24 protein-coding genes and 1 pseudogene are annotated in these 16,517 nt (G+C 68.6%); 10 read left to right on the plus strand and 15 right to left on the minus strand.

Going from position 1 to position 16,517, the window contains the following annotated elements; genetic code table 11:
- Positions 1-10: 10 nt before the first annotated feature.
- The 5 genes from P1P75_RS11790 to P1P75_RS11810 all read right to left on the minus strand — a co-directional run bounded on the left by P1P75_RS11790 (position 11) and on the right by P1P75_RS11810 (position 4,548).
- Entirely contained in the window at positions 11-364 is a 354-nt protein-coding gene (locus tag P1P75_RS11790) for a hypothetical protein (protein ID WP_319254329.1), read from the minus strand.
- A 95-nt stretch (positions 365-459) separates the two neighbouring features.
- Entirely contained in the window at positions 460-1,251 is a 792-nt protein-coding gene (locus P1P75_RS11795) for a hypothetical protein (RefSeq protein ID WP_319254331.1), read from the minus strand.
- Entirely contained in the window at positions 1,248-2,912 is a 1,665-nt protein-coding gene (locus tag P1P75_RS11800) for a DNA cytosine methyltransferase (protein ID WP_319254333.1), read from the minus strand. The genes P1P75_RS11795 and P1P75_RS11800 overlap by 4 nt, the downstream gene beginning before the upstream one ends.
- Positions 2,912-3,874 carry a hypothetical protein gene (locus P1P75_RS11805; protein WP_319254335.1) on the minus strand — a complete coding sequence of 321 codons (963 nt, stop codon included), beginning with the start codon at positions 3,872-3,874 and terminating at the stop codon, positions 2,912-2,914. The genes P1P75_RS11800 and P1P75_RS11805 overlap by 1 nt, the downstream gene beginning before the upstream one ends.
- 83 nt (positions 3,875-3,957) lie before the next feature.
- Positions 3,958-4,548 carry a hypothetical protein gene (locus P1P75_RS11810; protein WP_319254337.1) on the minus strand — a complete coding sequence of 197 codons (591 nt, stop codon included), beginning with the start codon at positions 4,546-4,548 and terminating at the stop codon, positions 3,958-3,960.
- Between the two features lie 147 nt (positions 4,549-4,695).
- On the opposite strand from P1P75_RS11810, the gene P1P75_RS11815 reads away from it, so the two are divergent.
- The 3 genes from P1P75_RS11815 (at position 4,696) to P1P75_RS11825 (ending at position 6,234) form a co-directional block, all read left to right on the plus strand.
- A complete protein-coding gene (locus P1P75_RS11815) occupies positions 4,696-5,094 on the plus strand; it encodes a WYL domain-containing protein (RefSeq protein WP_319254339.1) in 399 nt (132 codons plus the stop codon).
- 541 nt (positions 5,095-5,635) lie between these two features.
- Positions 5,636-6,016, plus strand: coding sequence for a hypothetical protein (locus P1P75_RS11820; protein ID WP_319254341.1), 381 nt, complete (start codon positions 5,636-5,638; stop codon positions 6,014-6,016).
- A 2-nt stretch (positions 6,017-6,018) separates the two neighbouring features.
- Positions 6,019-6,234: a hypothetical protein gene (locus tag P1P75_RS11825; RefSeq protein WP_319254343.1), complete on the plus strand. Its 216-nt coding sequence runs from the start codon at positions 6,019-6,021 to the stop codon at positions 6,232-6,234.
- 18 nt (positions 6,235-6,252) lie between these two features.
- On the opposite strand, the gene P1P75_RS11830 is transcribed toward P1P75_RS11825, so the two are convergent.
- Positions 6,253-7,401 (minus strand): hypothetical protein, encoded by a 1,149-nt coding sequence (locus P1P75_RS11830; protein WP_319254345.1) that lies wholly within the window; start codon positions 7,399-7,401, stop codon positions 6,253-6,255.
- Positions 7,402-7,579: 178 nt separating this feature from the next.
- Between P1P75_RS11830 and P1P75_RS11835 the strand changes: the two genes are divergently transcribed.
- Entirely contained in the window at positions 7,580-7,867 is a 288-nt protein-coding gene (locus P1P75_RS11835) for a hypothetical protein (RefSeq protein ID WP_319254347.1), read from the plus strand.
- Positions 7,864-8,073, plus strand: coding sequence for a hypothetical protein (locus tag P1P75_RS11840; protein ID WP_319254349.1), 210 nt, complete (start codon positions 7,864-7,866; stop codon positions 8,071-8,073). The genes P1P75_RS11835 and P1P75_RS11840 overlap by 4 nt, the downstream gene beginning before the upstream one ends.
- Positions 8,074-8,078: 5 nt before the next feature.
- Here P1P75_RS11840 and P1P75_RS11845 read toward each other — a convergent pair whose 3' ends face one another.
- Entirely contained in the window at positions 8,079-9,113 is a 1,035-nt protein-coding gene (locus P1P75_RS11845) for a tyrosine-type recombinase/integrase (protein WP_319254351.1), read from the minus strand.
- Positions 9,110-9,397, minus strand: a complete 288-nt coding sequence (locus P1P75_RS11850) for a hypothetical protein (RefSeq protein ID WP_319254353.1) — start codon at positions 9,395-9,397, stop codon at positions 9,110-9,112. Before P1P75_RS11850 ends, P1P75_RS11845 begins: the two co-directional genes overlap by 4 nt.
- A 271-nt stretch (positions 9,398-9,668) precedes the next feature.
- Between P1P75_RS11850 and P1P75_RS11855 the strand changes: the two genes are divergently transcribed.
- Genes P1P75_RS11855 through P1P75_RS11875 form a run of 5 tightly spaced genes read left to right on the plus strand, consistent with a single transcriptional unit; the run spans position 9,669 to position 11,196 of the window.
- Complete coding sequence (locus P1P75_RS11855; protein ID WP_319254355.1) at positions 9,669-10,082, plus strand: hypothetical protein; 414 nt, start codon at positions 9,669-9,671, stop codon at positions 10,080-10,082.
- An 11-nt stretch (positions 10,083-10,093) separates the two neighbouring features.
- Positions 10,094-10,297, plus strand: coding sequence for a hypothetical protein (locus tag P1P75_RS11860; RefSeq protein ID WP_319254357.1), 204 nt, complete (start codon positions 10,094-10,096; stop codon positions 10,295-10,297).
- An 11-nt stretch (positions 10,298-10,308) separates the two neighbouring features.
- Complete coding sequence (locus tag P1P75_RS11865; protein WP_319254360.1) at positions 10,309-10,482, plus strand: hypothetical protein; 174 nt, start codon at positions 10,309-10,311, stop codon at positions 10,480-10,482.
- Between the two features lie 11 nt (positions 10,483-10,493).
- Positions 10,494-10,745 (plus strand): hypothetical protein, encoded by a 252-nt coding sequence (locus P1P75_RS11870; protein ID WP_319254362.1) that lies wholly within the window; start codon positions 10,494-10,496, stop codon positions 10,743-10,745.
- The gene (locus P1P75_RS11875; protein WP_319254365.1) at positions 10,738-11,196 is read left to right on the plus strand and encodes a hypothetical protein; all 459 of its coding nucleotides are present in this window, start codon (positions 10,738-10,740) and stop codon (positions 11,194-11,196) included. Before P1P75_RS11870 ends, P1P75_RS11875 begins: the two co-directional genes overlap by 8 nt.
- A 385-nt stretch (positions 11,197-11,581) precedes the next feature.
- On the opposite strand, the pseudogene P1P75_RS11880 reads toward P1P75_RS11875, so the two are convergent.
- The 7 genes and pseudogenes from P1P75_RS11880 to P1P75_RS11910 all read right to left on the minus strand — a co-directional run.
- Positions 11,582-11,791 (minus strand): annotated as a pseudogene (locus tag P1P75_RS11880) (leucine zipper domain-containing protein); the annotation flags it as partial.
- Positions 11,792-12,271: a hypothetical protein gene (locus tag P1P75_RS11885; RefSeq protein ID WP_319254367.1), complete on the minus strand. Its 480-nt coding sequence runs from the start codon at positions 12,269-12,271 to the stop codon at positions 11,792-11,794. It lies immediately after the preceding pseudogene.
- Between the two features lie 259 nt (positions 12,272-12,530).
- Positions 12,531-12,779 (minus strand): hypothetical protein, encoded by a 249-nt coding sequence (locus tag P1P75_RS11890; protein ID WP_319254370.1) that lies wholly within the window; start codon positions 12,777-12,779, stop codon positions 12,531-12,533.
- 336 nt (positions 12,780-13,115) lie between these two features.
- Positions 13,116-14,696, minus strand: a complete 1,581-nt coding sequence (locus P1P75_RS11895; protein WP_319254372.1) for a hypothetical protein — start codon at positions 14,694-14,696, stop codon at positions 13,116-13,118.
- 14 nt (positions 14,697-14,710) lie between these two features.
- Entirely contained in the window at positions 14,711-15,052 is a 342-nt protein-coding gene (locus P1P75_RS11900) for a hypothetical protein (RefSeq protein WP_319254374.1), read from the minus strand.
- A 198-nt stretch (positions 15,053-15,250) separates the two neighbouring features.
- Positions 15,251-15,583, minus strand: a complete 333-nt coding sequence (locus P1P75_RS11905; RefSeq protein WP_319254376.1) for a hypothetical protein — start codon at positions 15,581-15,583, stop codon at positions 15,251-15,253.
- 76 nt (positions 15,584-15,659) lie between these two features.
- The gene (locus P1P75_RS11910) at positions 15,660-16,019 is read right to left on the minus strand and encodes a hypothetical protein (protein ID WP_319254378.1); all 360 of its coding nucleotides are present in this window, start codon (positions 16,017-16,019) and stop codon (positions 15,660-15,662) included.
- Between the last annotated feature and the right edge of the window lie 498 nt (positions 16,020-16,517).

A 16,517-nucleotide genomic window follows, 5' to 3' on the forward strand; every position in this document is an offset into this window, starting at 1 on the left:
AGCGCCAGGGTCAGGTGTGGTCGCGGTCAGGGGCGGGTGCGTGGGCGGTGTGCTGGCGGGCGGCTTCCTCCAGCCGGGCCCGACGCCACGGATCCACCCGGCCGTCCGGCAGGCCGGTCAGGTCGGTCGGCTCGTAGAAGCCGCTCACCCGGCCGGCGGCCTCCCCCATCACCTCGTTCACCGCGCAGCCCAGGCCCTCCACACGCGCCCGGCGCTCCTGCGACTCCCGGACGGCCTGCTGGTACGGGTTCGGACGGTGGGGGACGCCGTGGCGGCGGCGCAGCCACCGGCCCCACCACCAGTCCCCGACGGCATACACGGCGCAACCGGAGAGGATCAGGGCGACGGCGTGTTCTGAGGACATGGCGGAACTCCGTTCGGCGGGAGCCGGAATGAGGGCGGGGTGCCCGGGGGCGGGCGTAGGGAAGGAGACGGCCCGCGCGGTGGCGGGCCCGTCGGTCAGGCTGCTGCCTGCTGCTGGTCTTGCTGGGTACGGGCAATCCGGCAGGGCTTACACACCGGGACCTTGATCCGGTAGTGGATGGATCGCCCCTTGGCAGTGCCGCAGTGCCCGGTCCAGTCGGGGAACGCGGCTGGGTCGTCGATCGTGTCGTCGTCCCACGCCCCGACCGGAGCCCAGCCGCGGGACACCGCGATCCGCCGGGCGGCGTCGGCTCGATGCTGCGGGACGCCCGCGGACATCGGGTCCACCCGCCACAACGTGTCGTACACGGTGCGCGTCGTCTTCAACGTCCGCACTTCAACCAGGCAGGACACGATCGTCCGAGCGAAGTTGGCCCGGTTCATGTCCATGCGCCGGGCCAACTCCGACTGTGTCCAGCCCGCGTACACCAGCGCCTGAAGACGGCGCCGGGTACCCGTACCGTCAACCGGAAGCCGGTCGCCCAGGTTGTCCAGCGTCGGCTCCACCCCGAGCAGCTTCAGCGCCGTCTCTGGGCGCACCCGCCGCGATGGGCCAAGCCCGCGAGGCCGGTCCCCGTACAGCAGCTTGGACACGCCGCCCGTCGACACACCCGCCAGACGGGCTGCACGCATCCAGCCGATACCGAACTCGCCCAGGGATCGGACGTGCTGGCGGACCGGTTCCGCGTCCACGAACGGCTGCCAGCGCCCGTAGGCGATGGCCCGGCGCCGGTTGTTGTCGTAGTCCCGGGCTTCCTGGCAGCACACCGGGCAGCGGCAGTTCTCCAGGTGGTACTTCGCATTCCCATGCGGGCGGCTAGTGGTCATGCCGCCACCTGCTCGGCGTGGATGACGGCCCGCAGCCGGGACCCGATCCAGGCACCGACCTGCGGGGAGACTGCGTTGCCGAAGCCGTCCACCTGACTCCGGGGGGACCCCCAGACTACGAAGGCGCCCTTGTACCCGGGGAAGTCGACATCGAAGCCGCAGCCGCGACCGATCTCGTACTCCCGCATCATCCGGTAGTAGCAGTCCTCGAGCGGAAGCTCCGACAGCGTGGCCCGCCACAAGGCTGATATCTGTGACGCGGCAACGCCTGGGCCGACCGTCCCGGCGGCCGACAGCAGTCCGGGAATCTGCTCCGAGGTGAACGTCGGCATCGCCTCGGCGTGCACCGCGGGAAGCGTGTGCTTCCGGTAAGGAATGACCCCGGAGGACACCACAGCGAGAGTCTCCGAGGCCACCTGGGTGGGCAGGGGCTCGCCGGCGCTACGCGGTCCGCCCTGGAAGTTGTCCACGGCGAGCGCGACCGATGGCACGACCAGGTCGCCGCTGCCAGCTGACTGAGTCCAGAGCGGCTGGGTGACCGGACCCGTCGACAGGACCGCCGTCTCCTGCTGACTGGTCTGTGTCGCCATCGGCTGGAGCAGAAGCCGCTCGGAGCCGTGCACTCCCTTCGCCGGCATGAGGATCGCGGGAAAGTCGGCGAACCGCTGACGGCACCGCCCAATGCGCGCCATCGTCGACGCCACGAACGGTCCGGTGGAGCCGTCCCGCTGCTTGCGGACCGGCCGGTCACCGATACGGGTACCGAGGTCGCTCAGGTCAAGCGCGGCCAGCGACGGTGTCATCGGCGGGACGACCTCGCGGCGGCAGCTCGGGCACCGGTAGTCGTACTGCTTGCCGTAGGCCACCGTCCCGGTCGGCGGGATACCGGTGCGCCACGTCCACACCGCTTCCACGTCCTTGTCGCAGTTGTGGCAGCGCGACACCGGCCTGTGCTCCAAGTCGGGGGCGGGGAGGGACTTGTCCCAGAACGCGATGTAGAGGCGGTCGCGGGACTGCGGCACTCCGAAGAACTGCGAGTTCAGGTACAGCACCTTGTGGTCGTAGTTCAGCAGATCGAACTGATTGAGCCACCACCGGTAGGTGGAGCCGTCCCCGACCTTCGGGCGGTTCGCCAGTGCGGGTCCCCACGAGGTGAGTCCGGTGGTGCACTCAATGAGGATCAGCCGCGGGCGGTGCTGGGCGGCGTAGTGCAGGACACAGTTCGCGGTCGCCCGGTCCCGCTCGGACCGCGTCACCCGCGCCTCGAAGTCAGGGTCCTCCAACTCGAACAGCGTCATGCCCTGCGCGTACGCCTTGACCGTGTTCGCCTGCGAGTGGTTCACGCAACTCACGCCCGCGACGAGGAGGTCGGCTGCCGGGAGGTCCCGGGCGGAGTGGTAGTCCGCCGCCTCGGGGTCGACCAGGTCGGCAATCCAGTGCTCGGCGTCCGGGTGGTTCGCCTCGTGGACCTCCACCTTGTAGCTGTTGTGGTTCGCGGCCATGATCGTGGTGAATCCGGCGTCCTCGATACCGCGGGTCAGTCCCCCGAATCCGGAGAACAGGTCGACCGCGACCAGGTCGTCGTGGCGGAAGCGGCGACGCCGGGTAGCCGGCCGGTGCGTAGCGGTACGCACCTTCTTCTGGGGCGCAAGGGAGGACATCAGGCGTCGCTCCTCTGCTTGGCCAGCTCGGTGATACGGGTCTCCAGCAGGGCATCGAACGTGGTCCACTCGTTGTCCGGCGGCGGCCCCTGTACCCGGTCCTCCGACAGGCCCAGCTTCTTGCCCTCGATCCGGATCTGCGTCAGCGCCAGAGCGTTGCCCCAGCAGTTCCGGTACTGCTCCGTCAGCCGGGCGAATGCATCCTCCCGGGTCTCCACCGGCTCCGGAGACGCGGTCGCGGGCTTGCCCTGCCCCGTGCTGGGGGCGTCCTGGTCCAGCGACGCACCACCCGACTCGATGATCTCCAGGTCGGAAGAGGTCCACAGGTCCAACGCCATCCCGAAGCGCATGCCGGCGTTGCGGATCGCGTCGCCGATGATTTCCTTCACGGCGTCACCGCCGGACTTGCCCTCAGCGTTGCCGTATCCCAGACGGGTCACGCCACACACCGTCAGCCGGATCCACAGGCCCCGGTTCCCGTCGTACTGGGGCAGTCCGTTCGCGTCCGTCGTCATCGGCTTCCAGTCCCAGAACGGGTCCACGTTCAGCAGCCGGTTCGTGGCCTCGGCGTGCCCGACGAACTTCAGGTCGATGTGCGCGGTCGTCATGTTCTGCCCGCACTTGCGGCACTGCCGGCGTTCGTGGTCCGGACGGTTGCACGTCCCCTTGGCGTCCCGGCAGTTCTTGCACCAGACGCGGGGCAGGTAGCGGATCTCCGACTCCGGGAACGGGTCCCGAAGCTTGCGCAGCCCATCGACCTGCTCCGCCCGCGTGTACCCGTGCCCGTTCTGGGCCGCGGGACCGGACGCCAGGGAGGATCCCTGGTGCTCGATGATCAGGTTGAACAACTGCGTGAACTGCTCGTCGGTCAGGCCCGCCATGAGGCTGCCAACCTGGTTTTGGGTGTGCGAGGTGGGGCCCTCCGCCGTCGTGCTGGCGGGGGCCTCGATGGCAGATGCCACGAGAGGTCTCCTATAGGGGTTGTACGTAAGGCGCCAGGGCCCGGCCTGGTTGTCGGCAGACAGGACCAGACCCCGGCCGCCCGCTACTGCTTGCGGATCGGGTTCCGGAAGTTCTCCTCCACCCGGTCCATGAACCACGCCACGATCACGTGCGAAGCGCGGGGAGCCCAGTCCAGCTCACCCTCCGCCAGAAGCTGCTTGCCCACCTCGTCAGCCTGCTGACGAAGCCCGGCATCCACACGCACGTTCAGGTTCACCTTCTTCGGCGTCTGACCGTGCGGAGCCCGCTTCGGCTGCGCCGGCGTGAACCGGCCGGCCACGAACTCGTCCAACGCCTTCTGCGCTTCGGCCTCCAGGTTTGCCCCGGCCACCGCAGCCTTCGCCTTGATCTCATCCCGCAGCGTGTCCGGCATCTGCATGGCCAGGTTGGGCTTCTCCTGCTCCCGGTCCTTCCACGCGAGCCGGTTGATGAACTTGCGGCCGTCCTCGGTGAAGACGAAGTCGACGCTGTCCGCGAGCGCGGGCGCGCCGTGTTCGCGTAGGAGGGCGGAGGCCTGCTGAAGCTGGGTCAGGCGCTGCTGGTCGTCTCGGCTGAGCGGCACGAGGCGGGTTCCTCTCGGCTGGGCCCGCCGGCGTTCTACTCGGTTCGGCGGGCGCGTGGGGGCGTTGGCCACGCCATCATCCTCCTTCTGCATTGCTAAGTCATGGGTGGGGGGCCGGGGCTGGGTGGCCCGGTGACACCAACAGTACGGCATAACGTATTGCTTAGCAATGGACATTGGTCTACTCTGAAGACCACACCACAGCGAGGGGACACCACAGTGCGCATCACCAAAAACCAGAAGTCGACCAAGACCCTCGCCGACCTGTACCGCGCCATCGACCGCCAGCACGCCGTCACCATCACCTACGTGGACGACAACGGCGACGAGTCGGTCAGGACCATCGAGCCGTACGACATCCGGACCACCATGAACGGCAGCATCCGCGTCCACGCCATGTGCCGGCTCCGCGGCGACGCCCGCTCCTTCGCCGCCTCCCGGATTCTCGCGTACACCGTTCACCGGATGGCCTTCGTTCTGGACCGCGCAGAGGCAACGACCCCCGCCGGACACGTCATCGTGGTCCGTAGCGCCAACCAGCTCATCGCCCGCGAACTCGGACGCGACTACCTCCCCACCCGCCGCCTCACCCGCGACCAAACCGACCTGGCAGCCTAGGAGACCCGTGGAAATCGCCCAGCTGATCCTGGAAGCTGCCGCACGGGCTGAGCGCCTCGGGTGGCGGACCATCACCCTCAAGCGACTCAAGCGCCTGGCCCGGGGAGATGAGACGGCGATGCCACCCGACCCGGCCACCGCGCCCCGTTCAGCCTTCGGGCAGTCCGCGTATGGCGGGGACTGCTACCGACGAGAGCAGAGCCGACGGCAGACATGACGAAGGCCACCGCCCAGTACGGGTAGTGGCCTTGAGTCACAGTGATTGCGCAAGCGCAGCGTATCCGGGGAACTCGCCACCGGTCTACCCCCAGTTGAATCCGCCGCTCCCCACCGTTCCATCCCGGGTTGTCAGCGGCCTCCACTAGACTTCCGTACCAGCGGCAAGACGCGCACGCCGCCAACCGCATGACCCGATGCCGCACCCACGCTGCGGCAGGGCAGGTGAAGGTCTCCCGGGGCCCGCGAAGTGAACCACCACCGTCACGGATACCTCCCGTACGGCGGCAGAGCGTGGGCAGTCCGCCAGAACCCGGAGACTACCGTGCCGAAGAACCAGACCACCGCAGCAAAGAAGGCCCGCGCGATCCAGCGCCAGGCCGGCGGCAAACACACCGCTCTGCTCGCCGAACAGACCGTCTGCGGGGAGCAACTGGACCCGTTCCTGGTCTACCCCGAAACCTGCGCCCGATCCCCGCACCCGCACGATGAGCCGCACTCCGAGGACCGCGACTTCGACGCGAAGGCGTGGCGGCAACGCGAGGCCGACAAGTGGGACGCAGAGACCGCGCGCCGCGCCGCACTGACACCCGAGGAACGTGCAGAGGAGGACGAGCGGGCCAGGGAGTGGGAGTACGACGAGATGCGCGCCGCAGGCGACGACGGCTTCGACCCGTACGAGAAGTACTACGGAGACCAGGACTGATCATGACCGACACCCGCAACGTCGACGCCATCGCCCGCGCCTCCGGCTACGAACGGCACGGCACCACCTTCCTCGGCGGTAGCTTCGCCTCCTGCATCTGCCCCAAGAAGGCATGCGGAGGAGTTGCCAACGAAGACCCCCTCTGCCCCGAGCACTCCCGGACGCCCGCCCAACTGTGGCACTGGGCAGCCGAATGCCCGGGGACGTCCAGCACGTAGCAGCCACGCCGGCCGGTCCTACTCCTGCGCAGTAGGACCGGCCGCCTCGTCCTCCAACGGCTCCGCCTCCACCGCGCGCCGTAGCTGCTCCATCCGCACCGGCAGCGGCTCCCACCCCGGCTGCCCGGCCATCAGAAAGTTCAGGGCGTGCACACCCCGCCCGTACGACTGCCCCAACCCCTGCGCCCGGATCCGGATGCCCGGCGGGCCGGCCTTCGACGCGAACACCGTCACCCACAGAGCCGACTTCCCGCCCTCCAACGGCGTCACCAGACCGTCCCGCACGTGCAGCCACCGCTTCAACGCCACCCGCGACCCGTGCGACAGGACGTAGCGTTCCACCCGCGGCCCCGCCCCCTGCACGGCCGCGACCTCCCGCCGGATCTCCTCCGCCAGTTGGAACGACGCCCTCTCATCCTGGCCCGCCATCACCTTCGACACCGTGCCCAGCGACACCCCCAGCCGGAACGCCACCTCCTCATACCCCTTGCCGGCCCTCTGCGGCCGCCGCACCACCCGCACCACCTCCAGATCCGGGCTGAGGTCATCCACGTTCAGCCGCTCCAACTCGCCCACCCGCGCCCCCGTGTCCAGCACCACCGACACCATCGCCAGCAGCCGGGCCCGCTCCTGCGCCCGCATCCCCGCACCGTCCCGCTCCAACGGACCGTCCCCCGCCAGCGCGACCAGCTCCCGGTACACGGCCGTCAACTGCCCCGGGTCCACCGTCGGCTTCGGCTCCGACTCCTCCACCCGCGGCAACCTCACCCGCCGCCCCGGCGCCGCCAACGCGGCCAGGATCTTCAAGCAGTCCCGCACCGTCCGCTGCGACGGCACCGGCAGCGGCTTCCCCACATCCTTCTCCCAATGCCGCAACTCCCCGCCCGCCGCCAGCCTCCAGAACGCCCGCAACGCCGGCGGCGTGAACAGCTGCCCCACATCGCGCACCGCCCGCCTCGGCATCTCCTCCCGCCGTACGGCCCGGTCGAACATGCCCACGACCATCCACAGTTGCTTCGCCCGCTGCTCCGACACCTGCACCAGGACACCGGCCGCCCCCGGCGCCTTCTCCCGGCCGTCCCACTTCGCCGGGTCCCGCGGCGCCACCCGCTCCACCACCGCCGCCAACTGCCGCACCGACGGCGCGCTGTACCTCTGCTCGGGCACGACTACCCCTCTTCGTCGTCGGAGGCGCCAGGAAGGCGCTCTGCGATTCTCGCAGCGATCCCGCCGCTGTCGGCTCGCAGTTGCCCATCCCGGCACTGACACCATCGCCCATCCCGGCTACGGGACACCCCGGCCAGCGGATAGCATGCCGGGCACGCCGACCACGAGGGACCCGCCCATGCCCCGCGCCAACACCGCCCCGATCCAGATGCAGATCAACATCCCACCGGGGGTAGCGACGAACCTGGTGGTCGCCGTCGTCGTCTTCGGAATGGCCGGCACGGCAGCGGTGGTGGGGACCGCACTGTACGGGCAACCGGAGAACAGCGAGCGGGCATTCCGGCTGCTGCACTTGCTGAGAAGGACTCCCGAACCTGAGACGCCCAAGCCCTCACCGTCGCCTCAGAGCCGCACCCGTCCATCTGCTCGTGGAAAGGGCGTCCAGGCCGCTACGCTGCGGCCGTGAACAAACGCCGCCGCGGCAAGCCCCGCCGCCGACAGCAAGCACAGGACACCAGCGCAGCGCCGCGAGAGTGGAACACCGCAGCCGCGGAACGCGAGTTCGCCCGCAACAAGGCGGCCGTGGAAGCCGGGCAGACGTTCCGGGCCCGGCAGTCCTCCGGGTGGCGACTGGGCGGCTCCCCCTCCACCGCAGGCGAGATCAAACGCTAGGCGGTCTACAGGCCGAGTCCCATCAGTGCGTTGTCCTGCTCGTCCCACTGGTCGACGATCTGCATGTAGCCGTCCAGGACCTTCGAGCCGTCGGCATGCCCGGTGATCGCAGCGATGGCCTTGCGGTCCTTCCCTGCGCGGCGAGCTTCTGTGGCCAGTCCGGAGCGTACCGAGTGGCCGGTGAAGAGGTCCTCGTATCCGGCGCGCAGGCCTGCCGCGGTGATGAGGTCGCCGGCGCGCTGTGGGGACAGGCCCTGCGGCTGGACCTTGCCGGTGTGGTGGATGCGGCGGAAGGCGTGCCGGTCGGGGTCCACGATCTGCGCGGCCTCCTGCCATGCCTTCCAGGACCGCACCGGGCAGGTCTCGGGGTGCTTGCCGTAGGGGACGGGCACGGTGCGCGGGTCGGTCTTGGAGACGGCGACGTGGACCAGGAGGCCGTTGTCGTCGTCGCGGATGTTCCGCAGGCGCAGCCCGGCCAGTTCGGCGCGGCGGGCGGCGATGGAGAAGCCGAGGAGCAGCATGGCGCGGTCACGTACGCCGAAGATGTCGTTGTCGCACAGGGAGACGATGTGGCGGAGGTCTTTCAGGCGCATGGCGGGCGCCTTGCCGCGGCCGCGGGCCGGCTCCTCCGCGGCTTCCGCCTTCTTGCGGTAGTCCTTGAGCAGTTCACGGGCGGCGCGGGTGACGTCTGGGTCGACGAGGACGTTGTACGGCGGCCGCCGTAGCGTGACGACGACGCCGGCGAGGCGCCGGTCGACGGTGGAGTAGGCGGCCTGCTCGCGGTTCCACAGGTAGTCGACGAAGGCGCGCAGGGTGCCGCGGGTGGCGGCGGTGGGTGGGATCTGGAGCTGGGTGCAGAACCGCACCCAGACTTTCCAGTCGGCCTGGTAGGCGCGGGTGGTGTTGTCGGGGCGCTGCTTCTGGGCGTGGGTGTCGCTGGCGCTGTCCAGGGCTGCGAGGCGGGCGCGCAGTTCGTCGTCGAACTCTGCGGGCAGGAGCGGCCGGACGGTCGGCCTGGCGGGCAGGTGCTCGGTGCTCACGGGGCGCTGCTCGCTGCTCCATACGCCAGGTCGCCGCCGTGCTCCTGGTTGAGCCGGCAGGCTTCGTCCCAGGTGCGGGCGAACTGGAAGTAGGCGGCCCGAGAGTTGTCGGCCAGCACATGATCGAGGATCGCGCGGACACGCCGACGCTCTGCCTCTGCCTCTCGTTCCACGAACCACTCCACGACCTCGTCCGGTGTGGCGTCCATGACGACGAAGGTGTCGGTGAAGCTGGAGAAGACGGCGAGCCGTCCGTCCGGCTGCTTGATGACCTGGTGTCCCACGGGTGCTCCCCTAGATCAGCGATCACTGGCTATATGTGAGCTTATCGTGGGCCAGCACGCATGGTCCTGGCCGCGAACTACCATTCCGTGGCGAAGTAGTAGGACCGGTAGTAGTTCTGGTAGTTCCAGGACAGTTCGATCCGTTCGATTCTGCTGTGTACGCGATCCTAAGCTCAGGACGTCCCAGCGCTCTGGATGCGACCCTCAGCCAACCCCGCAACTTTCTCAACGTTTCATTGACAATGAAACGTTGAGAGTGGCATGGTGGGGCATGCCCACCGAAGACACTCCGAAGGCGGCCGCCGAACGGCTCGTGGCCCGCTACCCGCTGATGCAGGGCCTACCCGACGCCAGCATCATCATGGCCATCGCCAGCACCGACTACCGACTGGAGTGGCGCGACGTAGCCGTCCGCTACGAACGCGACTTCAGCACCGAGACCGGCCCGGCGAGCCAAGATGACGCCCTGGACGCGCTCACCCTGATCCGCAAACTCCGCGAGAACCTAGACACCGACGAGCGCCGACTGATCGACATGGCCCGCCGGGAGAAGGCCACTTGGCCACAGATCGCGAAGCGGCTGGGCCTGTCCAGCCCGCAGGCAGCACAGCAGCGCAGGAAACGGCTTGAGAACGCCAACCTCTTTGCCGACTTCCTGGACCCCGGCCGAACCGCCCAGACGTGAGGACACCAACCATGGCTAGGACCCTGACGCCGTACTGCAACGATCCCGAGTGCATCAACCCCCGCTACTCGCACCGCCACGACCCGCCGCCGGAATCCAACGGTGAGCCCCAGTGCAGCGAGTGGTGCGGAACGGTGAACGGCCGCACCGTGCACGAGGAGGGCTGCCCCTACCGGAAGTATTTCCACCACAGCGCCACCGCCGCCGAGAAGTGAGGACACCGACCATGACCCGCGAGGAGTACGAGGCCAAGCGTCGGCGTCTGGAAGAAGACGCGGCCGATGCCAAGAAGACCTACATCCGGGCCAAGTCCACGTACGACGGCATCTGTGAGGAGTTGCGGAATCTTCGCATGGACTGGCAGGAGCAACAGGCCGCCGACCACACCACCGAGAAGTGAGGACACCGAGCATGAGCCACCCCAGGGTCAACGAAGCCCGAGCCATCCTCCGCGCCAACAGCCCAGAGACGCCCGACCTCGCAACGCCCATCCGCGCGGCGTTCGACCGGCAGGCGGCCGAACTGCGGGAACAGCGGGAGCCGGAGCACGTCGTCCGCGACGAGACGGCTGCACAGGTGGGCGACGGCCTGGACCGCCTGTTCCGCAGGCTCGGACCGCCCGCCGACCGCGCCCCCGACAGCGAGGAGTACGACCGTGGCTGACCTGGAATTGTTCGAGCACGACACCGAGGCGTTCACGCCGGGTGAGACCCGCGCCATCTTCGACTTCGAAGCCGCCATCCACAACAGCGGTCTCCACGACTGCTTCGACAGCTTCACCATCGAGCACGTCCGATGGCACGAGACCGAGTTCGGGCAGGACACCACCCGCGACATGCTCCGCGAGCACGCCGGGATGCTGAACACCTGGTACCTAGCCGTCGACCGGCTGCTCGGGGACATCCTCACCTGCACGGCAGAGGTTACCCGGTACAGCACTGCGGCTGGCCGGTACGTGAAGGCCGCTGCGGACGAGTACCACCGCACCCGGCAGAACTTCGAACACGTCACGACGATCTGGTCCCTGGCGCTGCTCGCCGGTGGAGCCGATGCCGACTACCCGCCCCCCACCAGGGCCGTCAACTACCCCATGCAGACCCTGACCACCGAGTAGCCAGCGGCGCACAAAGGACGGTGCCCCCGCCTGAGGTAAGGCGGGGGCACCGTCATGCACGGTACCCGCGGCGCCGGCGCTACTTCCTCGCCCGCTCCTCGTCCAGGCGGGACTGGCACACCACGCACAGCGGACTGCCACCATGCCCGTACCGGTGCGTCGGATGATGGCAGCCCGCACACGGGCCCACCTGCGACGGAGAGCACACGGGGAGCGGCGGGGTCTTGAGGTCGTTCACCCCGCCATCGTACGTACGACCGAGCCGAGGTCGTTGCGGGCGCGGAGTCTGTAGATCTTTTCCTAGGCGCGAGAGGGATCAGCCAGGGGCCGGCGGGGAGCAGTCGGGCGGGGTCAGCCAGGGGCGTGGGTCCGCGATGTCCTGCGCGGTCCTGGCCGGGCTCGTGGCGGGGCGAGAGGAGTGGTCGAGCAGGCCGTCCTCGCCGTGTGCGCGCCAGCGGGCGTACCACTTGGCCAGGCAGCGGCGGGAGATCCCGGCCTCCGCCGCGACGTGTGCGATCGGACGCCCGGCGTCCACACGCAGGCATAATCGCAGTCGGCCCTCCGGGGTCAGCGGGGCGTTGCGGTGCCCGGCCACTCAGAAGCCAGTTATCCGGGCGGCTTCCTCGCCAGCGACGTGCCAGCGGACGGTGACATGCTGAGCCAGAGTGAGGACTTGGTCCCATACCGGGTCGAGGGCTTCATCGGTACGGTCCATGACCCAGGCGTAGTCGCCCCAGTCGTCATGGTCGCCGTTGAAGGTCAGCTCTCGGTTGTGGCCACCCCGGTAGACCTCGCCGATTTGACTGCGGTCCCGCCACGCGAGGCGCTCTGCCACCCACGCACGCTCTAATGACCAGCGGCCGGTCTCTCGCAGCCATCGGACCTCTGCCCGCTCGCCAGCAGCGCAGGTGACCGCCCAGTCCAACCACGGGCCCGAGGCAGCCAAGTAGTTCACGTGCGCCCGGCCGCCGTGGCTCTGGTCTCCCGGCTCGTGCAGGACGAGCTCGCCGATCTGATAGCCCGCGGCCATGTACACGACGGCGTGTGCGGCCTCGTGCACGGCGGTATTCATCATCTGCTCTTCCGACGTGTATGACGCGACGGCGTCTGTGCTCTCCCAGTCATACGACGGTGGCGGTGTTCGGGTGTAGCGCACCCACGGGGCCCACTCGGCGTTGTCGAGTACGGCATTGGCATCAGAATTGACAAACCAGCAAGACACAGAACTCCCCCTCGTGGGCGTGTTCCCAACATGGCTGGCGTTCGGCCGCACTACCGTCCAGCGTTGGACGCTGCGCATGTGGTACGGGTCACGGCAGCGTCCGGACGGCTGGTCAGAAGTAGGCGACGGAGTTCCGCGACCGGTGAGGCGTCACCGTGGGCTTCCCCACCCGCTCGTCACCGCGCAGCAGCTCTCCTTGGAGGGCGTACCGGTCGCTGTACTTGGAGATGCCGGTGATCGTGGCGACCGCGAGCACCGTGCCCTTGGTGTTGACGATCTGCACCTCGTCCTGCGCCAGGGCCCGGTCCGCGTTGAACTTCCAGACGCCGCGACCGGCCTCCCAGGCTTCGTCTTCCGTCATCCCCGGACGCCACCCGATCGTCGACCGTTCCAGGCTGTCGTCCGGGTCCGCAGCCCTCTCGGGCCCAAGCTGGATCTGAAGCACGCCCCACCTCCTGAACTTCCTAACTTGTTGCGAAGTTAGAGGGGCCCGTCCTAACTTGTCAACAAGTTAGGAAGTTCAGGCGTGCGGAACCAACCTCACGAGACAGCACACCTAGGCGCGAGAGGGATCAGCCAGGGGCCGGCGGGGAGCAGTCGGACGGGGTCAGCCAGGGGCGTGGCTCAGGGCTGAAGGCGAGCAAGGTCACGTTATTTGTTTCTCAAATGTGTAGGACACGACCCCAGCTCAGCCCCGTCACGGGCCCACTGCCGCCCACGGCCCGGCAATGTCGGTTCCCGTGTTGGATCCCGGAGTGATCGTCGAAGGCAGCGCCGTCCGTCCCGACCCGTTCCTCGCAAACCGGTACGTTGCCGGAGTCAGCCCCAGATTCGCGGCCGCGTCCACACCGGTCCAGCCGGACGCCCTGGTCAGCGTCGGCGGAACCGACGCGTTGAACACCATCCCCACCCAGTAGAACGCCCCCGCAGTCAGAGCCTGGCTGGTGATGGTGGTGGTCTTCAGCCCGGCCGAGGAGACGGAGGCATCGACGTTCGCCGAAGCCAGCAGCACGCCAGCCGAGTTGTACAGGCCGACGTGGTTCTGCCCGGCCACGGGCCCGGACCCCGTGTTCCCGACCCACCAGTAGATTTTGGTGACGTTCACGTTCGCGGCGATGTTCACGCGGACCAGATACAGGGCCCCGTTGGCCATCTCGCTCGAGTTGACGGCCAGCGCGGGGTCGTAGCACCAGGCGGCGATGCCGTGGGCGGACGGAGTGTCCTGCCCCAGTGCGTGGCCTGTGACAGCCAGATTGGCGCCTACGGCCAGACTGTCGTCGGTGGCGAGGGTGTCGGCGCCGGATCGGTACAGGTTGGTGTCTCGTGCTGCGTTGCCCGGCCCCCATTCTTGCCGTCCAGCGGTGTCACGCCGGTACCGGTCGAAGGTGTCCCCGGCGGCGAGGGAGGCCTGCGCGACGGTTGTTGAGCTGGCCAGGGTGATGTTCTGGGTGCCGGTCATGGTGCCACCGGCGAGCGGCAGGAGGCCGCCGAGTGCGGTGGTCAGGCCGGTCACTTGGGATTGGGTGACGGTAACGGGGTCGGATCCGGCAGATGCGTGGCTGCTGGCGTGTGCGGTGGGGGTTCGCGGATTAATAGTGGTCGGGTCGTCGCTGCTCAGGGCTACGGTCGGACCGGCGCCTGCCGCTCCCAGCGGGGGTTGAGGACCGGTCGGTCCCTGCGGGCCGGTGTCGCCTGTGTCGCCCTTCAGGCCGGCAGGACCCTGCGGGCCTTCGGCCCCGGTCTCTCCCGGGAGGCCTTGCAGGCCGGTCATGCCCTGGGGTCCCTGCGGCCCGGTGTCGCCGGTATCCCCCTTCGGCCCCTGGGGTCCTGTCTCGCCCGTAGCTCCGGCTGGTCCGGTGGCGCCGTCCGTTCCTGCTGGGCCGGCCGGTCCCTCCGGTCCCTGGGGGCCGGGGAGGTAGACGACCGTGCTGTCCCCGGTCTGGGTGTCCCCCAGGTCGGCGCGGATATCGCCCACCCACCAGGTGCCGGTCGCGGGGACGGCGACGTAGCTGATGATGGGGGTGCCGTCCTTGGCCCGGCCTTCCTGGATGGCCCACAGGGTGTCGCCGGCATCCGATTCGATGTCTGCGCTGGGTGTCAGGGTGACCGTCCAGTCCCCGTTCGATTGCGGGGTGATGGCCACGGGTCGGACGACTTCGCCCGGGACGCTGGCGACGTAGCCGACGGCCGGGGCACCGGTGACGTCGACCAGGGTGGCCCGCATCTCCGCGCGCTGCGGCGCCGCGAAACCGATGAGCTTGCCCGTCACCGTGGTCATGGTCGAACTCCAGTTCAGTGCGAAGAGTCGTCGTGGGGCGGCTGTTCATCGAGCAGGGCGCCCTGGTGCTGGGCGTCGAGGACCATGTGGGTGCGCTGGATGACGAGGGCGGCGATGGCCACCAGGAGCAGGGTGCGGATGCTGCGCAAGATGGTCGCGGCAAGGCCGTTGGGCCACAGGGTGATGAGGACCGTGTACAGGGCGAGTGCGCCGATGGCGAGGGTGAAGCCCATGACGTGGCGGCCCACTGCGGTGGACCTCCACGGGGCGTGAATGTGGTAGATCACGGCGAAAACCACAGAGCACAGGACGACCAGACCCGAGGCTGCTGTATTGGCGAGCTGTGCGCAGTCCATCAGTGATGGCCTCCCTCCAAGGCGTCGCGGAAGATTTCCGCGAAGTGATTTCTCTGCCGTTCGCGTGCCAGGCGCGCGGCTACTTCCGAGACGGCCGGCCGGTGCGATTCGACTTCCCGGCGGGCCCTTTGTGCTCGGGACAGGGCCTTGTCGGCGGCCTGCTGCCCTGGTGTGGTGTCCGGGCGCGGGGGGGTGAGCTTAGGACGGCGGCGCAGCAACCGTCTGATCCATCGCATCCCCTGGCACCTCCCCCCGTATCGCGCGCAGCACGTGGTCGGCGGTGCGGCTGAGTTCCAGCAGCTCCCCGACCTGTGACTGCGCTTCCATTCGTGCTCTCTCGCTCTCCCGGTGGGCGTCTCGCCAGGTGTCCCGTTCCGCGAGGATCTCCGCGACGCGGGCGTCGCGGTCCTTGCGGACGTCCTCGAGGACGGACCGCGGTACGAGACGGCCCAGGAAGATGAGCAGCACGACGAGCGTGACCAGGGCTGCGGCGCCGCCTTCAGCGATGTTGACGCCCAGCAGCTCATTCACCGTGCCGCTCCATCTCTGTGGTGGGGCACGCCTGCGCCGCTGCCAGTCGGCGGTAGGCGTGCCGCGATGTCATAGGTCAGGCCGCCAGCCGTACGCCGTCGCGGGTCACCGGTGCGGTGACCTGGGTCCGGTCGTAGGCGCCCAGCGCGAGGGAGACGAAGGACAGCACCAGGCCCTGCTGCGCAGCGTCCCAGTCCAGCCCCAGACCTACGGCGAGGGCCAGAGCGGCCTGGACGAGGCCGAGGATGGCGGCGATGACGCCGTCCTTCGTCATGAGGGCGATCAGGAGGCCCATGCCGGCTGCGGCCAAGGCGTTGACCCAGGCCTGGGTGTCTATGTCGACGTCCATGACGAACGCGGAGAACAGCTTCACGGCGACCGCGAACAGGGTCAGCCAGGCGGCCGGTTCCCGGCCGAGGATCAGGAGGGGCTTCATGGTGGTACTCCTTCGGGAAGAGTGCGACGGAAAGGCAGACGGATCCTTTATAGGGCAGTTACAACAGGGCCGTTGCCCCCAGCGAATTACTCGCGTCTGGCGTAAAATGGAACGTGAAACCCCGGCGAGTGCGGACACACTCCCGGGGCGCGGTCCGACTATTGAGGAGTCGAACATGCCCGACGCTACCACCACGCCAATATTCGGAGACTCTCGCCTGCCACAGCGGTTTTGGGACAAGGTGCGCATCGAGCCGAACGGATGCTGGCGTTGGACTGCCGCCCTCACACCGGGGGGATACGGCAAGTTCTACTGGGGCGGCAAGTACCTGAGCAGCCACAGGCTCTCGTACACGGCTCTCGTTGGCGAGATACCAACAGGGAACCAGCTTGACCACACGTGCCATGACCCAAGCAAGTGCCGCACTGGCGGCGCATGCCGCCATCGACTGTGCGTTAACCCGTCGCACGTGAGACCTGGAACCCAGTTCGACAACAT

It is taken from the genome of Streptomyces sp. ID05-39B (genome assembly GCF_033794725.1).
GTDB lineage: Bacteria > Actinomycetota > Actinomycetes > Streptomycetales > Streptomycetaceae > Streptomyces > Streptomyces bobili.

Bases quoted from the DNA above. Each gene is read 5' to 3' on its own strand.
- P1P75_RS11800 (WP_319254333.1), bottom strand. From the start codon at position 2,912: ATGTCCTCCCTTGCGCCCCAGAAGAAGGTGCGTACCGCTACGCACCGG.
- P1P75_RS11790 (WP_319254329.1), bottom strand. From the start codon at position 364: ATGTCCTCAGAACACGCCGTCGCCCTGATCCTCTCCGGTTGCGCCGTG.
- P1P75_RS11860 (WP_319254357.1), top strand. From the start codon at position 10,094: ATGGCTAGGACCCTGACGCCGTACTGCAACGATCCCGAGTGCATCAAC.
- P1P75_RS11900 (WP_319254374.1), bottom strand. From the start codon at position 15,052: ATGGACTGCGCACAGCTCGCCAATACAGCAGCCTCGGGTCTGGTCGTC.
- P1P75_RS11825 (WP_319254343.1), top strand. From the start codon at position 6,019: ATGACCGACACCCGCAACGTCGACGCCATCGCCCGCGCCTCCGGCTAC.
- P1P75_RS11890 (WP_319254370.1), bottom strand. From the start codon at position 12,779: ATGACGGAAGACGAAGCCTGGGAGGCCGGTCGCGGCGTCTGGAAGTTC.
- P1P75_RS11855 (WP_319254355.1), top strand. From the start codon at position 9,669: ATGCCCACCGAAGACACTCCGAAGGCGGCCGCCGAACGGCTCGTGGCC.
- P1P75_RS11870 (WP_319254362.1), top strand. From the start codon at position 10,494: ATGAGCCACCCCAGGGTCAACGAAGCCCGAGCCATCCTCCGCGCCAAC.
- P1P75_RS11885 (WP_319254367.1), bottom strand. From the start codon at position 12,271: ATGATGAATACCGCCGTGCACGAGGCCGCACACGCCGTCGTGTACATG.
- P1P75_RS11895 (WP_319254372.1), bottom strand. From the start codon at position 14,696: ATGACCACGGTGACGGGCAAGCTCATCGGTTTCGCGGCGCCGCAGCGC.
- P1P75_RS11865 (WP_319254360.1), top strand. From the start codon at position 10,309: ATGACCCGCGAGGAGTACGAGGCCAAGCGTCGGCGTCTGGAAGAAGAC.
- P1P75_RS11835 (WP_319254347.1), top strand. From the start codon at position 7,580: ATGCCCCGCGCCAACACCGCCCCGATCCAGATGCAGATCAACATCCCA.
- P1P75_RS11795 (WP_319254331.1), bottom strand. From the start codon at position 1,251: ATGACCACTAGCCGCCCGCATGGGAATGCGAAGTACCACCTGGAGAAC.
- P1P75_RS11910 (WP_319254378.1), bottom strand. From the start codon at position 16,019: ATGAAGCCCCTCCTGATCCTCGGCCGGGAACCGGCCGCCTGGCTGACC.